The organism is Mesorhizobium sp. M0145 (assembly GCF_040322355.1).
GTDB lineage: Bacteria > Pseudomonadota > Alphaproteobacteria > Rhizobiales > Rhizobiaceae > Mesorhizobium.
Window position 1 is genome coordinate 291168 of record NZ_JAMYTK010000002.1, and the last position, 18877, is coordinate 310044.

Annotated in this window: 20 protein-coding genes and 2 pseudogenes; 12 read left to right on the forward strand and 10 right to left on the reverse strand. The window is 63.2% G+C overall.

Annotation, left to right across the window (positions count from 1 at the left end):
* Window positions 1–29: 29 nt before the first annotated feature.
* The 5 genes and pseudogenes from NKJ28_RS06380 to NKJ28_RS06400 all read left to right on the forward strand — a co-directional run.
* Window positions 30–764, forward strand: a complete 735-nt coding sequence (locus NKJ28_RS06380; protein ID WP_352569207.1) for an SDR family NAD(P)-dependent oxidoreductase — start codon at window positions 30–32, stop codon at window positions 762–764.
* A gap of 151 nt (window positions 765–915) precedes the next feature.
* Window positions 916–1515 carry an NADPH-dependent F420 reductase gene (locus NKJ28_RS06385; protein ID WP_352569206.1) on the forward strand — a complete coding sequence of 200 codons (600 nt, stop codon included), beginning with the start codon at window positions 916–918 and terminating at the stop codon, window positions 1513–1515.
* Between the two features lie 3 nt (window positions 1516–1518).
* Window positions 1519–2025 (forward strand): SRPBCC domain-containing protein, encoded by a 507-nt coding sequence (locus tag NKJ28_RS06390; protein ID WP_352569205.1) that lies wholly within the window; start codon window positions 1519–1521, stop codon window positions 2023–2025.
* A gap of 34 nt (window positions 2026–2059) precedes the next feature.
* Complete coding sequence (locus NKJ28_RS06395) at window positions 2060–2872, forward strand: SDR family NAD(P)-dependent oxidoreductase (protein ID WP_352569204.1); 813 nt, start codon at window positions 2060–2062, stop codon at window positions 2870–2872.
* Between the two features lie 3 nt (window positions 2873–2875).
* Window positions 2876–2988: pseudogene (locus NKJ28_RS06400) on the forward strand (alpha/beta fold hydrolase); the annotation flags it as partial.
* A gap of 897 nt (window positions 2989–3885) precedes the next feature.
* On the opposite strand, the gene NKJ28_RS06405 reads toward NKJ28_RS06400, so the two are convergent.
* Both NKJ28_RS06405 and NKJ28_RS06410 read right to left on the reverse strand, forming a co-directional pair.
* On the reverse strand, window positions 3886–4749 hold the full coding sequence (locus NKJ28_RS06405) for a class I SAM-dependent methyltransferase (protein ID WP_023676202.1): 864 nt from the start codon (window positions 4747–4749) through the stop codon (window positions 3886–3888).
* Between the two features lie 133 nt (window positions 4750–4882).
* Window positions 4883–5776, reverse strand: coding sequence for an NAD(P)/FAD-dependent oxidoreductase (locus tag NKJ28_RS06410; RefSeq protein WP_352569203.1), 894 nt, complete (start codon window positions 5774–5776; stop codon window positions 4883–4885).
* Here NKJ28_RS06410 and NKJ28_RS06415 point away from each other — a divergent pair.
* The 3 genes and pseudogenes from NKJ28_RS06415 to NKJ28_RS06425 form a co-directional block, all read left to right on the forward strand.
* Window positions 5775–5963 (forward strand): hypothetical protein, encoded by a 189-nt coding sequence (locus NKJ28_RS06415; RefSeq protein ID WP_352569202.1) that lies wholly within the window; start codon window positions 5775–5777, stop codon window positions 5961–5963. The two genes, NKJ28_RS06410 and NKJ28_RS06415, sit on opposite strands and share 2 nt — an antisense overlap.
* A gap of 101 nt (window positions 5964–6064) precedes the next feature.
* Window positions 6065–6712, forward strand: a complete 648-nt coding sequence (locus tag NKJ28_RS06420; protein WP_352569201.1) for a TetR/AcrR family transcriptional regulator — start codon at window positions 6065–6067, stop codon at window positions 6710–6712.
* A pseudogene (locus NKJ28_RS06425) lies at window positions 6708–6935 on the forward strand (hypothetical protein); the annotation flags it as partial. The gene NKJ28_RS06420 and the pseudogene NKJ28_RS06425, both read left to right, overlap by 5 nt.
* Before the next feature lie 428 nt (window positions 6936–7363).
* Here NKJ28_RS06425 and guaA read toward each other — a convergent pair.
* Complete coding sequence (guaA, locus tag NKJ28_RS06430; RefSeq protein WP_352634594.1) at window positions 7364–8926, reverse strand: glutamine-hydrolyzing GMP synthase; 1563 nt, start codon at window positions 8924–8926, stop codon at window positions 7364–7366.
* Window positions 8927–8981: 55 nt separating this feature from the next.
* Window positions 8982–9515 (reverse strand): MarR family winged helix-turn-helix transcriptional regulator, encoded by a 534-nt coding sequence (locus NKJ28_RS06435; protein ID WP_245274715.1) that lies wholly within the window; start codon window positions 9513–9515, stop codon window positions 8982–8984.
* A 71-nt stretch (window positions 9516–9586) separates the two neighbouring features.
* Here NKJ28_RS06435 and NKJ28_RS06440 point away from each other — a divergent pair, with 71 nt between their 5' ends.
* Window positions 9587–9913 carry a hypothetical protein gene (locus tag NKJ28_RS06440; protein ID WP_023677142.1) on the forward strand — a complete coding sequence of 109 codons (327 nt, stop codon included), beginning with the start codon at window positions 9587–9589 and terminating at the stop codon, window positions 9911–9913.
* On the opposite strand, the gene NKJ28_RS06445 is transcribed toward NKJ28_RS06440, so the two are convergent.
* The 3 genes from NKJ28_RS06445 to NKJ28_RS06455 all read right to left on the reverse strand — a co-directional run bounded on the left by NKJ28_RS06445 (window position 9885) and on the right by NKJ28_RS06455 (window position 12460).
* Window positions 9885–10559, reverse strand: a complete 675-nt coding sequence (locus tag NKJ28_RS06445) for a 5'-methylthioadenosine/S-adenosylhomocysteine nucleosidase (protein ID WP_352634597.1) — start codon at window positions 10557–10559, stop codon at window positions 9885–9887. The two genes, NKJ28_RS06440 and NKJ28_RS06445, sit on opposite strands and share 29 nt — an antisense overlap.
* Window positions 10560–10586: 27 nt before the next feature.
* Window positions 10587–11045 carry a PaaI family thioesterase gene (locus NKJ28_RS06450; RefSeq protein WP_023677140.1) on the reverse strand — a complete coding sequence of 153 codons (459 nt, stop codon included), beginning with the start codon at window positions 11043–11045 and terminating at the stop codon, window positions 10587–10589.
* A gap of 125 nt (window positions 11046–11170) precedes the next feature.
* On the reverse strand, window positions 11171–12460 hold the full coding sequence (locus NKJ28_RS06455) for an RsmB/NOP family class I SAM-dependent RNA methyltransferase (RefSeq protein WP_352634599.1): 1290 nt from the start codon (window positions 12458–12460) through the stop codon (window positions 11171–11173).
* A gap of 345 nt (window positions 12461–12805) precedes the next feature.
* On the opposite strand from NKJ28_RS06455, the gene NKJ28_RS06460 reads away from it, so the two are divergent.
* A complete protein-coding gene (locus NKJ28_RS06460) occupies window positions 12806–13483 on the forward strand; it encodes an MIP/aquaporin family protein (RefSeq protein WP_352634601.1) in 678 nt (225 codons plus the stop codon).
* Between the two features lie 77 nt (window positions 13484–13560).
* Here the strand turns inward: NKJ28_RS06460 and katG are convergent, their stop codons facing one another.
* On the reverse strand, window positions 13561–15759 hold the full coding sequence (gene katG, locus NKJ28_RS06465) for a catalase/peroxidase HPI (RefSeq protein WP_352634603.1): 2199 nt from the start codon (window positions 15757–15759) through the stop codon (window positions 13561–13563).
* Between the two features lie 147 nt (window positions 15760–15906).
* Here katG and NKJ28_RS06470 point away from each other — a divergent pair, with 147 nt between their 5' ends.
* A complete protein-coding gene (locus tag NKJ28_RS06470; RefSeq protein WP_352623135.1) occupies window positions 15907–16815 on the forward strand; it encodes a hydrogen peroxide-inducible genes activator in 909 nt (302 codons plus the stop codon).
* Window positions 16816–16874: 59 nt separating this feature from the next.
* Here the strand turns inward: NKJ28_RS06470 and NKJ28_RS06475 are convergent, their stop codons facing one another.
* Window positions 16875–17477, reverse strand: coding sequence for a cupin (locus NKJ28_RS06475; RefSeq protein WP_352457577.1), 603 nt, complete (start codon window positions 17475–17477; stop codon window positions 16875–16877).
* A gap of 415 nt (window positions 17478–17892) precedes the next feature.
* Here NKJ28_RS06475 and NKJ28_RS06480 point away from each other — a divergent pair, with 415 nt between their 5' ends.
* Window positions 17893–18534: a peroxiredoxin-like family protein gene (locus NKJ28_RS06480; RefSeq protein ID WP_352634605.1), complete on the forward strand. Its 642-nt coding sequence runs from the start codon at window positions 17893–17895 to the stop codon at window positions 18532–18534.
* Here NKJ28_RS06480 and NKJ28_RS06485 read toward each other — a convergent pair.
* Window positions 18508–18789, reverse strand: coding sequence for a hypothetical protein (locus tag NKJ28_RS06485; protein WP_352634607.1), 282 nt, complete (start codon window positions 18787–18789; stop codon window positions 18508–18510). The genes NKJ28_RS06480 and NKJ28_RS06485 overlap by 27 nt on opposite strands.
* Window positions 18790–18877: the final 88 nt, after the last annotated feature.

Below are 18877 nucleotides of genomic sequence, written 5' to 3' on the forward strand. Positions count from 1 at the left end.
CTGTCCCGACACCACGAAAAGGAGAAGTCATGGGAAAGCTTGAGGGTAAGGTTGCGGTCATCACGGGTGGATCGAGCGGCATGGCGCTGGCGAGCGCCAGGCGGTTCGTTGAAGAAGGCGCCTATGTTTTCATCACGGGCCGGAGACAGGAGGCGCTGGACGAGGCCGTCAAGCTGATCGGCCGGAACGTGACCGGCGTGCGCGGCGACGCGGCCAATCTCGACGACCTCGACCGCCTGTTCGATACAGTCAAGCGGGAAAAGGGCAGGATCGACGTCCTGTACGCGAGCGCCGGCACAGGCGAAGCCGTCCCACTGGGCGAGATTACCGAGCAGCACTTCGATGCGGCCTTCGGCCTGAATACGCGCGGCACGCTGTTTACGGTTCAGAAGGCGTTGCCGCTGTTCAACGATGGCGGATCGATCTTCATGACCGGGTCAGTTGCTTCGGTGAAAGGTTTTCCTGGTTACAGCGTGTATGCGGCGAGCAAGGCGGCGCTGCACGCATTCGCACGCGGGTGGCTCAACGAACTCAAGGGCAGGAATATCCGGGTGAACGTGCTGCACCCGGGGCCGATCGCCACACCGATGCAGGACCAAGTCCTCACCGAGGAGGCGAAGCAGATGTTCGAATCCCTGATCCCGCGGGGAAAGATGGGGCGTCCTGAGGAAATTGCGACGGCCGCGCTGTTTCTTGCTTCCGACGATTCGAGCTTCGTGAATGGGGTGGAGTTGTCTGTCGATGGCGGCTTCTCGGCCATCTGAAATCGCGCCGGATCGCGGGAAGCGGCTGACCGGCGGGAACTAGCGTGTCCATGGTGGAACGACCACGCAAAGGTCGCCACACAGCGCAACGAATAACCCAGCGCCGTTGAAGGCCGGGGAAATCAATACCAACACGGATCGGAGAAGCATCATGAGCTACGCAATTGTAGGATTCGGTAAGATAGGCCAGGCCCTCGCCCACGCCTTCGCCCGTAAAAACATCGACGTGGCCGTCGCGAGCCGCCGGCCGCCCGAGGCGTTGGCGCCGCAGGCTCGGGCGATTGGACCCACGGTCGTCGCCAAGTCGCTGCGGGATGCACTCGAGGCCGACACAATCATCTTGGCAGTCCCGTTCGGAGAGCACCGCGAAGTTGCGAAGGCTCTGCCGAACTGGGAAGGCAAGACAGTCATCGACGCGACGAACGTGTTTCCAGTGCCTGAAGAGCTGGACGGTCTCCCGTCCTCCGCCTTCGTCGCGAAGGCGTTCACCGGCGCCAAGTTCGTCAAAGGGTTCAATCACCTGGTTGCGGCCACCCTGGCTGCCGATCCGATCGTCGAGGGCGGGCACCGTGTCGTCTTTCTGTCGAGCGACGACGAGGACGCGACCGCTCCCGTGGCGGCCTTGGCCAAACAACTCGGGTTCGCACCCGTCAAGCTGGGAAAGCTCAACGAGGGTGGCGCGCTGGTGCACGCGCGCGGCCGCACTTGGGGCCAGCTCATCTTCCAGGATTTGTTCAAGAAGGAGCAGTAATCGATGTACGACCATGTGACCTGGCCCGAGCGATATGATCCGAAAACGTCGGCCATCTACGCACTCAACGACATTGACGTGAAGGCGCCGCCTGAAGCGGTCTGGAAGCTGCTCGTCGAAGCCGAGAATTGGTCGAGCTACTTTCCCGCCGAGGATCAGGTCAAGATTCTGACGGGGGAGCCGGAACTGGCGCTCGGAACGCGATACAGCCGTGTGACGGTTGGATTTCCGATGAGTCTGGTCGTGACGGAATGCGAGCCCCTTCGTAGGCTCGCATGGGCGACGACAGTTGATGGCGACGAGACCGGCTCAACCGCATACCATGGCTGGGTCATCACGCCTACGGACCATGGCTGCCACGTGCTGACCGAGGAAACGCAGCAGGGCCCCTTCTTCCTCGATGAGCTCGGGCGCAAACATCCCGGCGCACTCTACCGGTATCACCAAGACTGGGTCGAAAGCCTCGCCCGCGCAGCGGAGGCGGAAACAGCGAAGACGACAGTGGATTGATTGCGCTTCCTATTTAATTTTGGAGATGAATGAGATGAATATCGAACTCAAAGGCCGCAAGGCCATTGTTACCGGATCCACCGCCGGTATCGGCCGCGCGACGGCGGAGGGGTTGGCGCGTGCCGGTGCATCGGTCGTCGTCAACGGCCGTGGAAACGCTCGGGTCGATGAGGCGGTGCGGCAGATGCGGCAGGCCTTCCCCGGCAGCGACATCTCGGGTATCGCCGCTGATCTTGCGACAGCGGAGGGGGCAAAGGCCTTGATCGCGCATGCGCCGGACGCCGATATCCTTGTGAACAACGTCGGTACAGCACACATCCGGAGCTACAACGGCGTCGAGGATATCGCAAATATCCCCGATGAGGACTGGCTTGACCTCTTCCAGTTGAACGTAATGAGTGGCGTGCGCGCGAGCCGTCATTACCTGCCGCGGATGGTGGCGAAAGGCTGGGGCCGCGTCGTGTTCATAAGTAGCGAATCCGCAGTCAACATCCCTAAGGAAATGCTCGACTATGGCATGACCAAGACCGCTCAACTCGCGGTCTCACGCGGGCTTGCCGAGGCGGTCGCGGGCACGGGCGTCACCGTCAACGCCGTCCTGCCGGGACCTACCCGCTCTGAGATCCTGGGCAACTTCATGGCGAAACAGGCTGACGCAAATGGAATCACGCAGCACGAAGCCGAGCAGGGCTTCCTGCAGGCGATGCGTCCGACGAGCCTCATCCACCGCTTCGCGACCACCGATGAGGTGGCCAACATGATCATCTACACATGCTCGGAGCAGGCTTCGGCGACCACCGGCGCGGCTTTGCGGGTGGATGGTGGCGTGGTCCGCTTCGTCGCGTAGCAGGACGACCAAATTGTTCCGTTCGCCAACTCGGGTCCGCTGTCGGCCAAGCTGCTGAAGCATGGCACGCTTAAGTCTACAGGGATCTGCCGCACGGCATGCGCACGATCCACGCATTGCGGGGGCACTCTGAAACTATGCGAGGCACGAGAACGTATTCAGCTACGGCGCCGTCCCCGCTGTGCTCGGCGGCCGTGCGCCCGTCTCGTTGGTCCCGCCCCGGGGGCTTAGACCATGATACAAATCCGCGGAACATAATGTCTATTGTCCGAGGAATTGGATCGGCGCTCCGATCCCAATCCAAAGCATGTGCTGTGAACGGCGCGGTGTATCGATCCCTTTGAGCATCTCTACACATAATCGAAGGTCTATCGCCGACCTGCAAAACGGCTGCTTGTTCTTGCAGAATCGCCCGCGAACTATCGCCTCCTATCGTTGACCAACAATTTCCGAATATATCCGACAGTACTCCAACCTACGCCCCCTCATTCCCACTCGATTGTTTTAAGTGATCGTAACGCATTGAATTCCACGCACAAATTCTTTCTGCACGCAATGAAGAACCGTCTCCCCGATCCGTCAGAAATTTGCGCTCTTGAATTCAAAGGAGAATTTCGGCGATTCAAAATCTGCTCGGTTTCAGCGACTATCGGCATCGATTGGTCGATTTTCGACATTCTTTAGCTGTGCCTTCACGATCCCGTCGGCAAAAAGACCGTCACGGCTCGCAAGAGCCTGAACGACACGCAGTTCCTCTCATGCCTTGATCCGTCCCGGACTTACGCCTTGGCGGCGTTCTGTGCAGCCTCGAATACATCGCGTGCGGACGTCGTACCCGCTACGTGCTCCGTAAGCACGTGCACCAACGTTTTCGAGTGTCGTGCAAACGCTGTACCCCGCCATCAAAGCCTCTAGCTCGCTAATGGCGGCTTCCAAGCCAGAAGGGACATCAATCTGACCGGCCAAAGACGCCCCGCTCCACCGAGCGGGGGCGTCTCCCCTGTTAATCCCTGTCAGCTTGCCGGATTGCGTGCCATAACGATCCACGCCGCGCCGTCGATCATCACCGACCGCTCGCCGGGGAGGCCCGCGAAGGCGGCACGAACCGCGGCCGAGGCGCGGGCGCGGATGTCGTCGGGCTGATCAGCGAGAGCGCGCGACAGCGGGCCGACCTCGAGTGTCATCTCCACCGCGTCGTCGATCGCCGCGTCCCGCGTCCCCCCCTCGCCGAACGGGATGGAGGCATCGAATGGCGCGATAGCGACATCGGTGAAGCCAGCCGCCGTTAAAATACGCGCCACCCGCCCCTGGTCGCCAAACGAGAACGGGCCGGGCGCTTCGGGATCGGGCGGCGCCGTCGGCGGGACGATGCCCTTGATCGCGCCCATCGGCAAGCGCACCCAATCGTTCTCGGCCATGCCGCGCCAGCAGACGAAAGCGACCCGCGCGCCCGGCTTGAGCGCACGGCGCATATGAGCGAACGCCGCCGTAGGATCGTCAAAGAACATCACTCCGAAGCGCGAGAACAGGATGTCGAACGCGCCCTCGGGCAACGCGGTGCTGCTGGCGTCGGCCACCTGGAACAGGGCCGGCGTATCCTGCGGCGCTAGCGCGCGCGCTCTGCCGATCAGCGGTTCGGATATGTCCACGCCTAGCACATGGCCCCCCGCGCCGACGCGGGCGGCCAGATCCAGACTAGACGCCCCCGCGCCGCAGCCGACGTCCAGCACGCGTTCGCCCGTGGCGGGCGCGGCGGCTTCGATCGCGGCCTGGCCGAACACCGCCATCATGGCATCGAGCCGGGCCTGGTAAGCGACCCAGCGCTCCCCGCTTTGGCCATTCCAGTCGGCTACCTGATAAACATTTTTCTCTGCCATGCCATATCCTTGTTCTGATTCTTTCTTTGCTAGGCTCTCCCCTCAGGCGAGAGGGGGCCCGCGTTCCGTGACACCGGCCCGCAACCTTCTGAATTTGATAGCCCGCGGCAACCGGAGAAGGGAATCTGTGCTCTCAAACCAGCATCGACTGCTGGGCGAAGATGCCCGCCATCGCGCCGTGCGATGATGCCGTGGTGACCGAGGCCATGAGGGGGTTGGCGAGGTCGCCGGCGGCGTAGATGCCGGGAATGCTGGCTTCGCGGCGCTCATCGACCTTGAGGGCGATGCCGCCGGGCGTATCGACCGTGGCGAGGCCCAGTGATTCATGCAGGCTTGCGGACGGCTTATTGCGCGGATGGGCGAACAGGATGTCGACCGCGACATTGCGGCCGGTCTCGAGATTGACGGTGGCGATATGGCCCCCGCGATGGGCGATCTCGATGATCCGGCCATCGACGACAGGAATGTTGCGGCGCGCGAGATCGGCCCGGATATCGGGCGGAATGTCGTGACCATCGGCGAAGAGCGTCAACCTGTCGGTCCAATCGTGGAACAGCCTGACAGACTGGTGCGACTGCGGGCCGGACCAGACGAGGCCCCAATGCTGGCCGGCGACTTCAAAGCCGTCGCAATAGGGGCAGGGCACGATGGACGTGCCCCAGCCTTCGGCAAAGCCCGGAACATCAGGCATCTGGTCGGCGACGCCATAGCTCAGGATCAGGCGGCGCGCCCCAAGGCTTTCGCCATCGCCAGTGAGGACGGAGAAATCGTCGACGGCGCCGGAGACGCTGTCGGCCCGGGCATTGACCAGCCTGATCGTGGGATAACGCGCCAGCTGCTGCCGCGCCTCGGCCAGGATGTCCAGCGGTGGCTTGTGATCGTGGCCGAGCAGGCCATGCGAGTGGCCGGCGAAGCGGTTGCGCGGCAGGCCGGTATCGAGAACGGTGACCTTGCGGCGGGCACGGCCGAGCTGCAGGGCACCGGCGAGACCGGCAAAGCTGCCGCCGATGATGATGACGTCATCCATGGTGATAAGCTCCGTGTTGTGGATGGAGAGGGTTGGGCTGGGCCTGGCGCGAAATATCGTCCAGCGATACGCGCTCGAGACGGGCAGCGAGCAGGGCTTCGGCATCGACGAGAAAGTCGCCCATCACTGTGTTGACCGGCCGGACAATGCCGCATTCGATATCGCCGGGCGGCCCGGGGAAACTTGATTTGGAGGACAGGTTGAAACCTATCCATTGGCTTGCACATTTCAGATACTAAATGGTATCGTAATGCAAGAATTAGGATACTGTCAAGTACTGGAATTGTCGTGACCGAAAACAGCCAGGGCCGGCGCGGCCGGCCCGCCAACGAGGCGCTTGGCCAAACGATAGTCGACGCCGCGTGCGAACTCTTTGTGGAATTGGGTTTTCAAGCGACGACATTAGACAAGGTCGCCCAGCGGGCGAAGATATCCAAGCTCAGCATCTATCGGCACTTCGAGAACAAGGAGGCGCTGTTCAGCGCGGCCATCGCGGCCCGCTGCCATCAGTTTGCACCACAGGCCCTTTTTGAAGGCGTCGACGGTTCGGCCGAAGATCAGCTCATGGCGGTGGGATCATCCCTGCTTCGCACGCTGTTGAGCTCGGACGTCCGCAGTGTCGAAGCCATGATCATGGCCGACAAGACGAATCAAAAGTCGTTAAGCAAGCTCCAATACGAAGCCGGCCCCGCCCATGTCATCGCCCAAATCGAGGCCCTGTTGCGTCAGTTGCACGCGAAGGCGGTTCTGAACGTGCCCGATCCTCTCCGGTCCGCCCGCTTGTTTGCCGCGCTTTTCAAAGGATCCGATCTCCTGATTATCGCACGCTTCGATGAGGCGAGAGCAGAGGACGACAACGAAATCGAATCCTATTGCCGGTCGGCCGTCGCCATGTTCATCGCCGCGCACGGTGGCAACGACCACGCGGGCGGATAAGCATTTGATTGCTCCGGGCAGCTTGGCCGGGACCGTCGTCCAGGCGCTTCGTCATATTGGGCCGGCGCGCGCGGCCGAGCTTGCACAGATCGCGGCACCTCATCTTTCTCCCAACGATAAAAAGACGCTCGCATCTACCGCGGTCCAAGCTCCCGCCTGGATGCGGTCGACGCTTCTCTCCATCGCAGATCCGGCAGCAGTCGGGACAACATTTGATAGGTGATGCGAAGGTGCCATCCGACGATATGCGATCGGGTCCGGAACATCGATCGGTACCGCAGCCAAAGCTGAAACTATGTATGTCGATAACTAAAGTACCGTCAGCGCGGAAATGTCATGCTACGGGTAATTTTCGTTATATATTTCAAAGCGTTGACACACAGAAAAGTACCGTCAAACCCTAAAAAGGAATGACGGTACTTTTTAGAATGCTCTGTCGGATACGAAAAGCACCGTCAAAAGTACCGTCAGAGTGATCTGCTACAAGCTGCGAGCCGCGCCAAGCGCTCCGATAAACTTAACGATTTCAATGACTTGATAGGTTTGTCAATTCCATTGACAATGTGCCCTGGCTAGCAGTCTGCCCTGCCCGCAAATCATTGTATTTTCTGCGAAATTCTACGTTAGAGCCGCCTATCATCGCCGTTTCCCTCACTCCCACTCGATGGTGCCGGGCGGCTTGCTCGTAACGTCGTAGACGACGCGGTTGATGCCGCGTACCTCGTTGATGATGCGGGTGGCGGCTGCTCCCAGGAATGCCATGTCGTAATGGTAGAAGTCGGCCGTCATGCCGTCGACCGAGGTGACGGCGCGCAGCGCGCAGACGAACTCGTAGGTGCGGCCGTCGCCCATCACGCCGACGGTCTGCACCGGCAGCAGCACGGCGAAGGCCTGCCAGATGGCGTCGTAGAGTCCGGCCTTGCGGATCTCGTCGAGATAGATGGCGTCGGCCTCGCGCAGGATCTCCAGCTTTTCGCGGGTGATGCCGCCCGGACAGCGGATGGCGAGACCGGGACCGGGGAACGGATGCCGGCCAATGAAGCTGTCGGGCAGGCCGAGCTCCTTGCCGAGCGCCCTCACCTCGTCCTTGAACAATTCGCGCAGCGGCTCGACCAGCTGCATGTTCATGCGTTCGGGCAAGCCGCCGACATTGTGATGCGACTTGATGGTCACCGACGGGCCGCCGCTGAAAGAGACGCTTTCGATGACGTCGGGATAGAGGGTGCCTTGTGCCAGGAAATCGGCGCCGCCGAGCTTCTCGGCCTCCTCCTCGAACACTTCGATGAACAGCCGCCCGATGGTCTTGCGCTTCTTCTCGGGGTCCGACTCGCCCTCGAGCGCGCCGATGAAACGGTCCGCAGCGTCGACCAGGATCAGCGGCAGATTGTAATGCTGGCGAAACATCTCCACCACGCCTGATGCCTCGTCCTTGCGCATCAGACCGTGGTCGACAAGGATGCAGGTGAGCTGGTCGCCGACCGCCTCGTGGATCAGCAAGGCCGCGACCGAGGAATCGACGCCGCCCGACAGCGCGCAGATCACCTTGCCCTTGCCGACCTGTTTGCGGATCGTCTCGACCGCGTGCTCGCGGTAGGCGCGCATCGTCCAGTCGCCTTCGATGCCGGCGATGTTGTGGACGAAGTTGCGGAGCAGCCTGGCGCCGTCCGGCGTATGCACCACTTCGGGGTGGAACATGAGGCCGTACATTTTGCGTTCGACATTGCCGAAGATAGCGAAGGGCGAGCCCTCCGATTTTCCGAGCACCTCGAACCCCTTGGGCAGGGAGATGACGCGGTCGCCATGGCTCATCCACACCTGGTGGCGCTGGCCGGGCGCCCACAGGCCGTCGAACAACGGGCTGTCCTTGGCGATCTCGACGAAGGCGCGGCCGAATTCGCGGTGGTCGGAGCTTTCGGCGACGCCGCCCATCTGCACGCACATCGCCATCTGGCCATAGCAGATGCCGAGCACCGGCACGCCGGCGTCGAAGACGATCTGCGGCGCGCGCGGACTGCCGATGTCGCCGGTCGAGGCCGGGCCGCCGGACAGGATCACCGCCTTCGGATTGACGCGCTTGAACGCCGCCTCGGCCGACTGGAAGGGCACGATCTCGGAAAAGACGCCGGCCTCGCGGATGCGGCGGGCGATCAGCTGGGTGAACTGGCTGCCGAAATCGACAATCAGGACGGTGTCGGGATGATTGGCTGTTTTCATGGCGAGCGTTTAGAGAAAGAAACGAGTCGGCGCAATGGGTTGTGAGGTCGCGCTTTCACTTCGATTCCGGTGTGTCGTCCTGAACGCCAGAGGCTTTGTCCAATGCATCCGTTTGCGTTGTATCGAGCGACTGCAAGGCGCCCATCAGCGCCGCGAAACGCTCGTGACCAAGGCGGGCAACATAGCTCCGTTCGATCTGCAGCTTGATGCGGTCGCCATCGCGCAGGGCGTCCAGGCCCTTGCGGGTGTAGCGCACAAGTTTGCCGCGACCGTCTTGCGGATCGGGCAGACGCTGCAACACACCTTCCGTCTCCAGGCCATCGAGCAATTGCTGAATCGCCTGCTTTGAGATCGCCGAGCGCTCGATCAGCGCCGACTGGCGCATGCCGCCGCGCGGGATGTGTCCAAGCAGGCCGGCACGCGCTTCGGTGAACCAGTGATGGCCGGCAGCGCGCATCGCAGCGGCGAACTCGGTCTGCCAGGCGCGGCTCGCCTGCCACAGCCGCCAACCTATGTGATCCGGCAGCGCTTCAGGTTTTTCGTCAAGGCCCTTGACCAAATTCTTCTCGCCCGATACATAGTCAAGCATCTTGACTACTAGTTCACTCTAAGTGGCGATGCCGGTCAAGGCAATCGGCGACTTCAATTCAGGAGGAAATCATGGCAGCACTTCAGAAGGAAACCCTTGCAATGCTCATTCCGGGCATGACCCATGTGTTGGAACGAAACGGCAAGGAGGCTTACGTCTATTTTGAAAGCGAGGGTGCCGCGCACATGCTGCTCGACGATGGCGAGGCGCGAAGCGGGCGCTGGCGGATGCTCGATGACGGTTATGTCGCCGACTGGGACACCGGCGCGACCGGACGCTGGACCCTCGATCACGAGCCCGGGTCAGTCACTTACATCAATCGCGACAACGCCGTTCGCTTCAGGATGATCGGCGTGCTGTTCGGCAACGCTAAGAAGCTGCCGCCCCAACAAGCTTGAAGTCGATCGCGCCCGAGGCGATCGCCTGTTCCAGCAGTTGCACCGCCGCGGCCAGCTTCTCGTCGATGACGTGCAGATATTCGGTCCAGTCGCCGACATGCCTCAGATCGGCTGCCCCGTCGGAAATGCCGCGCAGGCCGATAAGCGGCACGTCGAACAGCTGGCAGGCGCGCAGGCAGGCGAAGGTCTCCATATCGACCATGTCGGCGGCGATCGCGTCGTAGGCGGCGCCGGAGACGATTGCCGCCCCGGTCGACAGCGTCGCCTGTCTGACGCCTGGTATCCTGAACGGCAGCGGCACGCTGACAGGCAGGTCGAGGAACGGCGTGGCGCCCTTCTCGAACCCGAGGGGCGAGGCGTCCATGTCGCGGTAGGCGACTGAAACGGCCTGGTAGATTTCCGTCTGCTCCAGCGTCCGGCTGCCCGCCGACCCGAGCGACACGACGAGATCGGGCAGCGCCATCCCGGCATGCAGCCGGGATAGTTCGGCGCTGAGTCCGACGCCGGCCTCGACCGGTCCGACGCCGGTCAGCAGCGGCGTGAACAGCCGCTGCAGGTGTGGACCGTATTCGGCTTCGGCCGCCATGACGAAGAGAACGGATTTGCCGGAGATCGGGGTGAGCTCACCAGGTGTCTTGCCGGCCATGATCGTCCATCCTCCCCTGCCCGTTCCTCAGCCCTCGATGCCGTCGCGGCCGAGCACTGTCATCATCGTTCCGGTCATCGTGGCGATCAGCTTGGCCTCGCCGTCGACGGCGAACGCATAGGCCTGGCCGTCGGCGACGATGATGGTGCGGCCGGGCTTGGTAACCGAGCCGCGAAACAGGAAACGCTCGCCCCTGCCCGGCGCCAGCAGATTGACCTTGAACTCGATGGTCAGCACGCCGGAATTTTCCGGCATCAGCGAGAATGCCGCATAGCCGCAGGCCGAGTCGAGAGCCGTCGAAATGACGCCGGCATGGAGAAAGCCGTGCTGCTGCGTCAATGCCGCAGAATAGGGCATTTCGATCTCGATGATGCCGGGCGTCACCAGCGTCAGCTCGGCGCCAATCGTCATCATCGCGTTCTGGCGCGCGAAGGACGTCCTGACGCGGTCCTCGTAATCGGGAGCAGGAACGATCTTTGCTGCCATGGCCGTCGCCCTTCGTTTCTCGACAAATCTTATTGCAAAGGCATTTATCGCAGAGGGGTGGGCGGCAGGCAATCGCAAATGCTGCACTGCAGCATTCGGCTTAGCCCTGTATCGATGGCAACGATTCAGCCGGCCCGCCGCAGCGCGCAGAAGTAAAAGCCGTCGGTGCCGCTCAGCAACGGCGACAGCGAAATGCCGCCCGCAGCGCCTATCCGCATTGCCGCTTCGTGGCCCGCAAAACGGCTGTCCCAAAGCTGGCGGTGATCGAGCGGGACAAAACCGGGATGGCGGTCCCGGAAGGCCGAAACCTGGTCGCCATTCTCCTCGTCGAACACCGAACAGGTGATGTAGACCAGCAGGCCGCCGGGTTTGACGAAGTCCCTGGCGGCATCGAGTATCGTCTCCTGCTCGCCCTTGCGGGCGTCGAGCTGTCTTTGCGTCAGCCGCCATTTGGCATCCGGCCGGCGCCGCCAGGTGCCGCTGCCGGTGCAGGGCGCATCGATCAGGACGATGTCCATATGCTTGCCGAGCGGCGCGAGTTCGGCCGGCTTGGTGACGATCTGCACATTGCGGTTTTCCGAGCGGCGGATGCGGTCGAAGATCGGCGCCAGCCTTGCCTTTTCGGCATCATGGGCGAAGATCTGGCCGCGATTGTCCATCGCCGCGGACAGCGCCAGCGTCTTGCCGCCGGCGCCGGCGCAAAAGTCGAGCACCTGCATTCCGGGCTTGGCGCCGGCCAGTTCGGCCGCAATCTGGGAACCCTCGTCCTGAACCTCGAACCAGCCTTTCTGGAAGGCCGGCTCGGCCTGCACGTTCGGGTGCCTGCCGTCGCCTTCGATCGGCGGGATGCGGATGCCGTGCGGCGCGATCCGGGCAGGCTTGGCGCCGGTCTCCGCCAGTTCCGCCAGCACCTTGCCGCGATCGGCCTTCAGCGTATTGACCCTGAGGTCGAGCGGCGGGCGTGTCGCCAGCGCGGCACCCTCTTCCACCCAGGCCGTGCCGAACGCCCGTTCGAACAGCGGCATGCACCAGTCGGGGATGTCTGCCCTGACGGCCGGCGGCGCATCGGCAAGCCGGCGACCGCCGAGCGTTTTCAATTCGTCGGCGGTAAGCAGCGGCGGCGCGAACTTGTCGCCCTCGAGCGCCTCGTTCAGCGAGTGCGCCGTCTGGCCCCATTCGAGCAGCAGCGCGCCGAAGCCGATGGCGCGCGGCGTGTCCTCGCCGAGCAGCCAGCCTGCGGAGCGCTTGCGGCGCAGCGCGTCGTAGACGATGTTGCCGATCGCGGCACGGTCGCCGCCGCCGGCGAAGCGGTGCGACAGGCCCCAGTCCTTCAGCGCGTCGGCCACCGGCCGGTGACGCCGGCCAATGTCGTCAAGCACTTCGATGGCTGCCGCCAGCCGCCCGCCCAGTCTCATTGTCGTCTTCCATTACTCAGCAAATTAATTCCGGCCCTGCTCTTAGAGCTTTTCGTGCCCTGATTGAAACAGTTCTGTTTCGCCGACGGCGAGACGATCCATGCCGAGGGGTGACGAATGTGGGTTGGTGCATCGCGAGCCGCGGCCACCAGGCGGGCGCCGGCATGCGGAACGAAACAATTCGATCAATATATTACATGCTTCTAATGTGCGTGTCCGGCGCTCACAAGCATAGCGGCTTGCGAAACTGCTCTGCTTTGCAAGTTTTCCGGTTGCGAATACTCTTTGCGCGGTGATTCGCGTCGCAGAAAAAGCGGAGCCGCGGGTCGATACGAGGAGAGGGCAATGAAAACTTATCTGGCGGAAGTTCTAGGCACGTTTCTATTGGTGTTCATCGGCACGGCTTCGGTGGTGACGGGCGGCTTCGGCGGCGCGCTGCCGCTTGGCCAGGAAGGCATCGGTCTGGCGTTCGGCATCGGCCTGATCGCGGCGGCCTATGCGATCGGCCCGATTTCCGGCGCGCATCTCAATCCGGCGGTGACGCTCGGTGTGTTCCTCGCCGGGCGGATGCCGGCCAGGGACGTCATTCCCTATTGGATCGCGCAGGTCATCGGCGCCATCATCGCGTCGCTGGCGCTGTGGATCGTCGTCTCCGGACAGGTCGGCGGCCACACCGGCGGCTTCGGCGCCAATGGCTGGGACGTGACGAAATGGGGCGTCAGCTCGGCCTTCCTGTGGGAGCTGATCGGAACCTTCACCTTCGTCACGGTGATCCTCGGCGTCACCAACGCCAAGCACACGACGGCCTTCGCCGGCCTGGTCATCGGCCTGACGCTGGCCGGACTGCACTTCGCCATCATTCCGGTGACCGGCACATCGCTCAACCCGGCCCGTTCGATCGGACCGGCGCTGTTTTCGGGAACTGCGGCGATCGGCCAGCTCTGGCTGTTCATCGTCGCGCCGCTGATCGGCGGCGCCATCGCCGGCGTGGTCGCCAAGGCCGGTATCTTCGAGAAAGACTGATTTTTCGAAGGCTTCATGAAAAGGCGCGGGTCGAGGCCCGCGCCTTTTTTGTTGCGTCGAGAATTGGTATGCCCGGATCACGCCGCGAGGTCAAAACGGTCGGCGTTCATCACCTTGGCCCAGGCCGCGACGAAATCCTTGGCAAACTTCCGCCCGGCGTCGGCCGATCCGTAGACCTCGGCCAGCGCCCGCAGTTGCGCGTGCGAGCCGAAGATCAGGTCGGCGCGGGTGCCGGTCCACTTGACCGCCCTGGTCTCGCGGTCGCGCGCCTCGTAGACTTCATCGGAGCCGGCGGCCGGATCCCAGACCGTGTTCATGCTGAGCAGGTTGACGAAGAAATCGTTGGTCAACGTGCCGGGCCTGTCGGTGAACACGCCGTGCTTCGACTGGCCGGTGTTGGCGCCGAGCACCCGCAACCCGCCGACGAGCACCGTCATCTCCGGCGCCGTCAAGGTCAGCAGCTGCGCCCGGTCGACCAGCATCGCTTCGACCGACATCGGCGGCTTGCCCCTGACATAATTGCGGAAGCCATCGACTTTCGGCTCGAGCGCGGCGAAGGACTGGACGTCGGTCTGTTCCTGCGAAGCGTCCATGCGGCCCGGCGTGAAAGGAACCTGCACGTCATGGCCGCCGTCCTTGGCCGCCTTCTCGACCGCGGCGACGCCGCCGAGAACGATCAGGTCGGCAAGCGAGATCTTCTTGCCGCCGGACTGCGAGTTATTGAAGCCCTTCTGGATGCCTTCGAGTGTCTCGAGCACCTTGGCCAGCTGCGCCGGCTGGTTGACCTCCCAATCCTTCTGCGGCGCCAGGCGGATGCGGGCGCCGTTGGCGCCGCCGCGCTTGTCGGAGCCGCGGAAAGTCGAGGCCGAGGCCCAGGCGGTCGAGACCAGTTCGGAAACGGACAGGCCGGAGGCCAGGATCTTCGCCTTCAGCGAGGCGATGTCCTGTTCGCTGACCAGCTCGTGGTCGATTGCCGGTATCGGGTCCTGCCAGATCAGCTCTTCCTTCGGCACGAGCGGGCCGAGATAGCGGACGGCCGGACCCATGTCGCGATGGGTCAGCTTGAACCAGGCGCGGGCGAAGGCATCGGCGAACTGATCAGGATTCTGATGGAACCGTCCCGAGATCTTCTCGTAGGCCGGGTCGACGCGCAGCGCGAGGTCGGTGGTCAGCATCGCCGGCGCGCGGCGCTTCGAGGGATCGTGCGCGTCCGGCACGGTGCCTGCACCGGCGCCGCCCTTCGGCGTCCACTGATGGGCGCCGGCCGGGCTCTTGGTCAGCTCCCATTCGTAGTTGAACAGATTGTCGAAGAAGTTGTTGCTCCATTTGGTCGGCGTCGTGGTCCAGGTCACCTCGAGGCCCGAGGTGATGGCGTCGCCGGCAATGCCGGTGGCATGCTTGCTCGACCAGCCGAGGCCCTGTGCCTCGATGCCGGCGCCTTCCGGCTCCGCCCCGACCAGCGATGCATCACCGGCGCCGTGGGTCTTGCCGAAGGTGTGACCGCCGGCGATGAGCGCCACGGTTTCCTCGTCGTTCATGGCCATGCGAGCGAAGGTCTCGCGAATGTCGCGCGCCGCGGCCAATGGATCGGGCGTGCCGTTCGGCCCTTCCGGGTTGACGTAGATCAGCCCCATCTGCACGGCGCCGAGATGGCCGTGAAGTTCACGGTCGCCGGAATAGCGCTCGTCGGCGAGCCACTTGGTTTCCGATCCCCAGTCGACGTCCTGCTCCGGCTCCCAGACATCGGCGCGGCCGCCGGCGAAGCCGAAGGTCTTGAAGCCCATCGATTCCAGCGCGACGTTGCCGGTGAGGATCAACAGGTCGGCCCAGGAGATCTTCCTGCCGTATTTCTGCTTGACCGGCCACAGCAGCCGGCGCGCCTTGTCGAGATTGGCGTTGTCCGGCCAGCTGTTGAGCGGCGCGAAACGCTGCTGGCCGGCGCCGGCGCCGCCACGGCCGTCGCCGATGCGATAGGTACCGGCGCTGTGCCAGGCCATGCGGATGAAGAGCGGGCCGTAATGGCCGAAATCGGCCGGCCACCAATCCTGCGAATCGGTCATCACCTGGTGCAGATCCCTGATCACCGCATCGAGATCGAGGCTCTTGAATTCCTTGGCGTAGTCGAAGTCCTCGTCCATCGGGTCCGAGAGGCTGGACTGCTGGTGGAGGACGCCAAGGTCAAGCTGGTTCGGCCACCAGTCACGGTTGCTCCTCCTGGCCGATCCATGTGGGACCGGGCATTTGCCGGCGCTGTTGTCGTCGGTTTTCGCGTCCATCTTTGCCTCCGATTTGTTGATTTTCCGGGATTTTGTTGATTTTCCGGGCAGGGCCAGCGGCCGCGCCATCCTGGAATGGTTCCAGACTAGCCCGCCCAGCCGATAAAGACAAATTGCCTTTGCTGTTTATTCTGATAGGTTTTCCTTATGATCGGTTTGACCGTCCGGCAGATGCATTATTTCGAGGCGCTGGCGCAGACGCTGCATTTCGGCCGCGCGGCAAAACTCGCCGGCGTCAGCCAGCCGGCGCTGTCCGCGCAGATCGCCGAGATGGAGCTGCGGCTCAATTGCCGTCTGTTCGAGCGCGGCGGCAAGGTGGTGCGGATGACCGACGAGGCCGTGGCCCTGCTGCCGCGCATCGAGCGCATTCTTGCCGACGTCCGCGACGTCGAGGCGACGGCCCGGCGCGGCCGCCCGGCGCTGGAAGGCCGCTTCCGGCTCGGCATCATCCCGACGGTAGCGCCCTATCTGCTGCCGCATGTGCTGCCGGAGCTGAAACGGCATTTCCCGGCCTTACAGCTGGAACTGCGCGAAGCCGTGACCGCCTCGCTGGTCGACGACACCAGCTCGGGGAAGCTCGATGCCTTCGTCGCGGCACTGCCGCTGGACTATCCCGGCCTGGTCACCGAACCGCTCTTCGCCGACCGGTTCTTCCTGGCCGTGCCGGCCGGCGACCCCGCCTTCGCCTCACCGCCGGTGCCGCCGGAAAGCCCGGCGCTGGAAAGGCTGATGCTGCTGGAGGAAGGCCATTGCCTGCGCGAACAGGCGCTCGCCGTCTGCGGCAGCGTGCGGCCGGTGGCGATGGCAAGCTACGGCGCGACCAGCCTGACGACGCTCTTACAGATGGTGGCGCACGGGCTCGGCGTCACGCTCATCCCGGAAATGGCGGCAGGGCCGGCCAGCACTATCCCCGATCTGAAGATCGTGCCGTTCCAGGAGCCGATGCCGCAGCGCACGATCTGCCTCGCCTGGCGGCGCAACAAGGTGCGCCACGACGAATGCGTCGAACTGGCCAAGATCATCCGCGGGCTGGATGCGGCGGTGCTGGCAGCGTAGAGCGGCGGGTCAAGGATCCGGTTTTAGCCCCGAAGCCAACCCGCAAGAAAGGAACGGCTTCAATCCTTTTCCCAGGCTGCGAGCAACGGGCCGTTGCTTCCATAGACAGGGTCCTTGCGCGGACGGCCAACCCTGGGGATCGTGACGACTGCCTTGGCATGGTCGGCGGCGGTCGTACACAGGTCATAGGTGCCGGATGGAGGATAGGCGCCGACAACCAGAAAATCGTCCGACGCGGAAAGACGCTGGTGCCCGGTGCCGGCCGGAAGCACCGCGACGTCGCCGGCCTTCAGGGGGAGCGTTCGTCCCTTGTTGCCGCCAAAGCGGACTTTCGCCGTCCCGCGCGCGACGCCGAGCACCTCGTGTATCCGCGAATGGTAGTGGACGTAGTCGTAGATGCCGTTGCGCCAGCTATCGCCCCAGCCATTTGCCTCGAAAAGCGCCTCCATGACAGCCGCAGGATCGAATTCCTCGGACAGCGTCACGGCGCCGCGATAGACGACAAGCGGCCAGAACGGATGGTTGGGCACAAGGCCATCATCCCCAAACCGAAACGCATTCGCTTTGCGCGGCCTGACCAGATCGGGGACCTCGCGCCGGCCCGGTCTGGCGGCACCGGTGACCTGCTCGACGGCTTTCTTCGTGGTTTGCAGAATGCTCATGATGCGGCCTTGGATTGGTGGTGGCTTCATGCCGACTTAACCGGCTGCACGGCCGTCGGTTCCGCTGAGGGTAGAGATCTGCGATCTGTGCGGTCGGAATTTGACGTCCGGGCACATCGAAGCCGCCCAAGTTTCAAGGCTTGAACACCGCAAGCATGTGAAGATCCAATCGGTCCCGCCGCTGTGTCGTCCCATGGCACGGATGAGACGATACACTGTTTACCACAGCGCTCGCGACAGCTCGCGAAACGGGCGACCCGCAGAGGCTTTTTTCGTGTTATGATGCATTTGCAACGCGCCTAATCTCGACCTCGGCAATATGACAAAGGTCGAAAGCAATTTTGCCCTGGCGTCGCCCAGCACGGACTCAACTCCGGATGGCTGGGCGTGCTTATCCGGGGCGAGGAGGTTGTCCATGTCCACGAGTAGTGTCGAACGTCCGCTGCAGCCGGGCGACCGGGCACCGAATATTATTCTCGATGCGATCTCCCGCGAAGGCAAAATCGCGCTCACTGATTTTCGAGGTCGTAGCCCATTGTTGATCGGCTTGTTTCGAGGCCTGCACTGTGCGTTCTGCCGGCGCAATGTCGCGGCAATGGCGCAACTCAAGCCGGCTCTGGCTGAGAAAGGCGTCGAATGCCTGGCGGTCGTCAATACGCCGGTAGAGCGGGCACGGCTCTATTTCCGTTACCATCCGACACCCGATCTTCTCGCCGCGTCCGACCCGGAGCGGGCCTCGCACCGTGCTTTCGGCTTGCGCGAGATCGGGATGGACACGGTCATGGGGATCCGTATCGATCTCCCGGGCGAGTTGCCCGAGCCTATGGACCCCATCGCAATAAACGAGTTGCTCAACAAGAAGGAGGGGTATGAGATTACGGAAGCCGATCAGCAGATGATGGCTTCCGCTAAGGAGCTGCTGGTTGGTCAGTTTCTCATCGACCGAGGGGGCATTGTACGCTGGAGCTTCACTGAAGTTCTGGAGGCTGGCCTCAATACCCCCAAGGCGCCGAATCCGGAGGAATTGATGTCAGCGGCTTCCCAAGTTGCACATTGATGGGCTGCGGAAATAGGCGGCTGACACTCGCTCGACGACCGCGCCCTTCCCGCTCACTACCGGGGAAAGGCCGTCCTGGGTCAAAACCTGAAGATCGTGGATGACCGCTTCGCGCCCGATCTCGGCCGTAGAGATCAGCTTCTCCGCGTCCTGAAAGCAGACATCGCAAGCGAGGACTCCGGAGGTCGCGGTTGCGCCCTCAAGCCCCGCCCGGTCGACCAGATAGAAGATCGCATTGGCCTCGCCGCCCGGCATCGTCTCGCTGAACTGGATGCGGCTGTTAGGCTGGATCAGACCGAGCAGGGTCTCCGCCGCACCTCTACGCCGAGATCGCGCAGATCGT

Excerpts from the sequence above, each read along its gene's own strand:
- NKJ28_RS06380 (WP_352569207.1), top strand. The coding sequence starts at position 30 with ATGGGAAAGCTTGAGGGTAAGGTTGCGGTCATCACGGGTGGATCGAGC.
- NKJ28_RS06385 (WP_352569206.1), top strand. The coding sequence starts at position 916 with ATGAGCTACGCAATTGTAGGATTCGGTAAGATAGGCCAGGCCCTCGCC.
- NKJ28_RS06390 (WP_352569205.1), top strand. The coding sequence starts at position 1,519 with ATGTACGACCATGTGACCTGGCCCGAGCGATATGATCCGAAAACGTCG.
- NKJ28_RS06395 (WP_352569204.1), top strand. The coding sequence starts at position 2,060 with ATGAATATCGAACTCAAAGGCCGCAAGGCCATTGTTACCGGATCCACC.
- NKJ28_RS06405 (WP_023676202.1), bottom strand. The coding sequence starts at position 4,749 with ATGGCAGAGAAAAATGTTTATCAGGTAGCCGACTGGAATGGCCAAAGC.
- NKJ28_RS06415 (WP_352569202.1), top strand. The coding sequence starts at position 5,775 with ATGGTGATAAGCTCCGTGTTGTGGATGGAGAGGGTTGGGCTGGGCCTG.
- NKJ28_RS06410 (WP_352569203.1), bottom strand. The coding sequence starts at position 5,776 with ATGGATGACGTCATCATCATCGGCGGCAGCTTTGCCGGTCTCGCCGGT.
- guaA (WP_352634594.1), bottom strand. The coding sequence starts at position 8,926 with ATGAAAACAGCCAATCATCCCGACACCGTCCTGATTGTCGATTTCGGC.
- NKJ28_RS06435 (WP_245274715.1), bottom strand. The coding sequence starts at position 9,515 with ATGCTTGACTATGTATCGGGCGAGAAGAATTTGGTCAAGGGCCTTGAC.
- NKJ28_RS06440 (WP_023677142.1), top strand. The coding sequence starts at position 9,587 with ATGGCAGCACTTCAGAAGGAAACCCTTGCAATGCTCATTCCGGGCATG.
- NKJ28_RS06445 (WP_352634597.1), bottom strand. The coding sequence starts at position 10,559 with ATGGCCGGCAAGACACCTGGTGAGCTCACCCCGATCTCCGGCAAATCC.
- NKJ28_RS06450 (WP_023677140.1), bottom strand. The coding sequence starts at position 11,045 with ATGGCAGCAAAGATCGTTCCTGCTCCCGATTACGAGGACCGCGTCAGG.
- NKJ28_RS06455 (WP_352634599.1), bottom strand. The coding sequence starts at position 12,460 with ATGAGACTGGGCGGGCGGCTGGCGGCAGCCATCGAAGTGCTTGACGAC.
- NKJ28_RS06460 (WP_352634601.1), top strand. The coding sequence starts at position 12,806 with ATGAAAACTTATCTGGCGGAAGTTCTAGGCACGTTTCTATTGGTGTTC.
- katG (WP_352634603.1), bottom strand. The coding sequence starts at position 15,759 with ATGGACGCGAAAACCGACGACAACAGCGCCGGCAAATGCCCGGTCCCA.
- NKJ28_RS06470 (WP_352623135.1), top strand. The coding sequence starts at position 15,907 with ATGATCGGTTTGACCGTCCGGCAGATGCATTATTTCGAGGCGCTGGCG.
- NKJ28_RS06475 (WP_352457577.1), bottom strand. The coding sequence starts at position 17,477 with ATGAGCATTCTGCAAACCACGAAGAAAGCCGTCGAGCAGGTCACCGGT.
- NKJ28_RS06480 (WP_352634605.1), top strand. The coding sequence starts at position 17,893 with ATGTCCACGAGTAGTGTCGAACGTCCGCTGCAGCCGGGCGACCGGGCA.
- NKJ28_RS06485 (WP_352634607.1), bottom strand. The coding sequence starts at position 18,789 with ATGCCGGGCGGCGAGGCCAATGCGATCTTCTATCTGGTCGACCGGGCG.